Origin of the sequence: Pontibacterium sp., assembly GCF_041587635.1 — a bacterium.
GTDB lineage: Bacteria > Pseudomonadota > Gammaproteobacteria > Pseudomonadales > Balneatricaceae > Pontibacterium.
Map to the genome: position 1 here is coordinate 1 of NZ_JBFGYC010000434.1, position 3,499 is coordinate 3,499.

4 protein-coding genes are annotated in these 3,499 nt (G+C 55.4%); 3 read left to right on the plus strand and 1 reads right to left on the minus strand.

What is annotated here, in order from left to right; all coding sequences use genetic code 11:
• From ABYW01_RS16955 to bktB, 3 genes are all read left to right on the plus strand, one after another.
• On the plus strand, positions 1-317 hold a 317-nt coding region (locus tag ABYW01_RS16955), incomplete at its 5' end, for an SDR family oxidoreductase (RefSeq protein WP_372834988.1).
• Between the two features lie 9 nt (positions 318-326).
• On the plus strand, positions 327-1,475 hold the full coding sequence (locus tag ABYW01_RS16960) for an acyl-CoA dehydrogenase family protein (protein WP_372834990.1): 1,149 nt from the start codon (positions 327-329) through the stop codon (positions 1,473-1,475).
• A 24-nt stretch (positions 1,476-1,499) separates the two neighbouring features.
• Complete coding sequence (bktB, locus tag ABYW01_RS16965; RefSeq protein ID WP_372834993.1) at positions 1,500-2,684, plus strand: beta-ketothiolase BktB; 1,185 nt, start codon at positions 1,500-1,502, stop codon at positions 2,682-2,684.
• 66 nt (positions 2,685-2,750) lie between these two features.
• Here the strand turns inward: bktB and ABYW01_RS16970 are convergent.
• Positions 2,751-3,499, minus strand: a 749-nt coding sequence (locus tag ABYW01_RS16970) for an FAD-dependent monooxygenase (protein WP_372834996.1), incomplete at its 5' end; no start/stop codon positions are given.

A 3,499-nucleotide genomic window follows, 5' to 3' on the forward strand; every position in this document is an offset into this window, starting at 1 on the left:
CCTTTGACGGCCAGTCCGGACAGGCGGCGTACAGTGCCAGTAAGGCCGCGATTGCGGGGATGACGTTGCCACTCGCCCGGGATCTGGCGTCCCACAATATCCGGGTGATGACCATCGCGCCGGGTTTATTCGATACCCCGATGATGACCTCTCTGCCGGAAAAAGTACGTGAGCCATTGATCGAAATGGTGCAGTCCCCCAAGCGTTTTGGCTTGCCAGAGGAGTTTGCCGATCTTTGCTGCCACATCATCAGCAATCCCTATCTCAATGGCGAGGTGATCCGCCTTGATGCCGCCATCCGCATGGAGCCTAAATAGGAGATTGATATGCAAACTGATGCTGAATTGGCCGAACTGGAATTGTTCCGCGAGATGACCTGCCGTGCGCTAACGCAGGAGGTTGAGCCGTATTACGAAAGTTGGGAAAACGCAGGGCAGGTGCCGCGTGAACTCTGGCAGACACTCGGGCAGGCGGGCATGTTGTGTGTCGATCTGCCGGAACAATACGGTGCGGCAGGCGCTTCGTTTGAAGTGGCTCAACTGGTGATCGGCGAAATGGCCCGGATGGGTTTTGGCGGTCTTGCCAGCAGTCACAACATCCACTCCAACATCGTGGCGCCTTATATCTTTCATGTGGGCAACGATGCCCAGAAAACACGCTGGTTGCAGCCGATGGTGAGTGGAGAGGTCGTGGGTGCCATAGCGATGACCGAACCCGGCTCTGGCAGTGATCTCGCGGCGCTACGTACGACTGCGGTGCGTGACGGTGATGACTGGGTTATCAACGGCAGCAAAATCTTTATTACCAATGGATTACTGGCTGATCTGGTGATCGTGTGTGCAAAAACAGACAGCAGTGCGGGGGCGAAAGGGATCTCCCTGTTTCTGGTGGATACCTCGTTACCCGGCTTCTCCCGAGGCAGTGGTATTAAAAAGATTGGTCAGCACAGCAGTGATACAGCCGAGCTGTTTTTTGACAATCTGCGGGTGCCTGCCGATGCGCTGTTGGGCGAGGAAAACCGTGGTTTCTTTTACCTGATGCAGGAGCTACCCCGCGAACGGCTTGGCTGCGCCACACAAGCGATTGCTGCTACTGATGGCGCGCTGCAGCTAACACTGGATTATGTGCAGGAACGTAAGGCCTTTGGCCAGACTGTTGGCAACTTTCAGAACACCCGTTTCAAGTTGGCTGAAGTGAAAACCCAGCTGGAGTTGTGCCGCGCCTATTACCAGCAGTGCATGACGAAATATGCAGCTGACACGATGACGGTCGAGGATGCGGCATTGCTCAAACTCAGTGCCACCGAGATGCAATGTCAGGCGGCGGATCAATGTCTGCAGCTGTTTGGCGGCTACGGTTATACCACTGAGTACCCCATCTCCCGTTTCTACGTAGACGCCCGCGTGCAGACCATTTACGCCGGGACTTCCGAAATCATGAAAGAGGTGATCGCCCGTCCGATGTTAGGACGTTGAGCCGATCACCTAAGGAACTGAATTATGAACTTAAACGATGTCGTGATCGTTGATGCGGTACGTACCGCGATCGGCGATTTTGGTGGCAGTTTGTCGGGTTTGACGCCTGCGGAACTCGGAACGGTAGCAGCAACCGAAGCGATCCGCCGTGCGGGTGTTCCGGCTGCTGATATAGACCATTCGGTGTTTGGTCATATCATCACCACCGCGCCGCAGGATGTGTATCTGTCGCGTCATATTGCGCTCAACGCGGGCTTGCCGGAAACCTCTGCGGCGGTGAATATCAACCGCCTGTGTGGTTCCTCAGTACAGTCGGTAATTTCGGCGGCGCAACTTCTGATGCTGGGTGATAGCCGGATCGCGTTGGCCGGTGGTGCCGAAAGTATGAGTCGCGGTGCTTACCTGATGCCTGCTGCCCGTGATGGCGCACGTATGGGGGATACGCAGATTGTGGATATGACCTTGGGAATTCTAAGCGATCCCTTTGGCAGCGGTCATATGGGAATTACCGCTGAGAATATCGCAGCTCAACAGAAATACAGTCGCGAAGATCTCGACCGTTTCGCCGCTGAAAGTCATCGCTGTGCCTGTGCGGCTATCGAGCAGGGCTATTTCAACGATCAGATCGCGCCCGTCACCGTAAAGCAGGGGCGTAAAACGTTTGTCTTTGAGCGTGACGAACATCCACGTGCGGCAACCACGCAAGAGAGTTTGTCCAAGCTGCGTCCGGCGTTTAAAAACGACGGTATTGTCACCGCCGGCAATGCCTCTAGTCTGAACGATGGAGCGGCGGCGATGGTGCTAACCACGCTGCAAGAAGCGGAGCAGCGGGGTCTGCAACCGCGTTGTCGTATCCTCAGCTATGCCTTCGCGGGTGTTGAACCCCGCTTGATGGGATTGGGTCCGGTGCCAGCAGTTAAGCAGGCGTTGCAGAAGGCGGGATTGAGTATGCAGCAGATCGATGTGATCGAATCCAATGAGGCGTTTGCTGCGCAGGCGATGGCGGTCACTGAGCTATTGGAAATGCCGCCGGAAAAGGTGAATCCCAACGGAGGGGCGGTGGCTTTAGGACATCCAGTGGGGGCGACCGGATCTATCATTATCGTCAAAACAATGGCGGAACTGGACCGGACACAGGGTCGTTATGGTCTGATTACCATGTGTATTGGTGGCGGGCAGGGGATCGCGCTGATTATTGAGCGGCTATAACGAGGCGTATCAGCGTGGAGGCTTTGAGAAAGAGGTGTCTGACACCTCTTTCTTCGTTTTAGGGGCTTATTTCAGGCCGAGTATATTCAGCGGATGAAGCTTGTCGGGCAGTACTTTTTCGATCTGTTCGCGAGCCTTCTCGACTGGAAGAAAATCCGGTATCGGTGGCAGGTTGTTTTTCAGATCCTGAAGTGGATTGGTACCTTCCAGATCCCGTTCGGTCAGGGATTCCGTGATCAGGCGTTTAATGGGTGCGATGTTGTTCGCAAGGCGCAGGGTGGCTTTGCGTGCCAGCTTGGCGGCCAGGGATTCATTGGTAAAGAGGCCAACAACCACGTTGGTGCCGTGATAGAGCACGCGGGTTGTCCTCATATGGCTGGTTTCGTAGGCCTTAAGCAGTGCCGGGCTGGCGATATCTGTACCTTCAGCGATGGCGTGGCTGATCTCTTTGGCCAGATTCGCCTGTCCGCGCAGACCCAGATTGAAGCCGTGGGCAGTGACCGGATGCATACCAACGGCGGCATCACCGATCAGGGCGAAACGGCGGGCGACAAACTGGTTGGCGTGTACAGCGACCAGTGGATAGACATGACGTTTGCCGATCAGCTTCATATCACCCAGCAGACCATCAAGCTGCTGCTCAACGTTGTGGTTAAACTCTGCTTCGCTCATCTCAGCAAAGCCTTGTGCATCACGACTGTTAACGGTGATAACAACGGAGGAGCGGTTGCCGTTCATTGGCAGAATGGCGGTGGTACGGCCGTACATGAAGCATTCGAACGCGGTTTGCTGGTGTGATTGGGTATGCTCCATCC

Bases quoted from the DNA above. Each gene is read 5' to 3' on its own strand.
- bktB (WP_372834993.1), top strand. From the start codon at position 1,500: ATGAACTTAAACGATGTCGTGATCGTTGATGCGGTACGTACCGCGATC.
- ABYW01_RS16960 (WP_372834990.1), top strand. From the start codon at position 327: ATGCAAACTGATGCTGAATTGGCCGAACTGGAATTGTTCCGCGAGATG.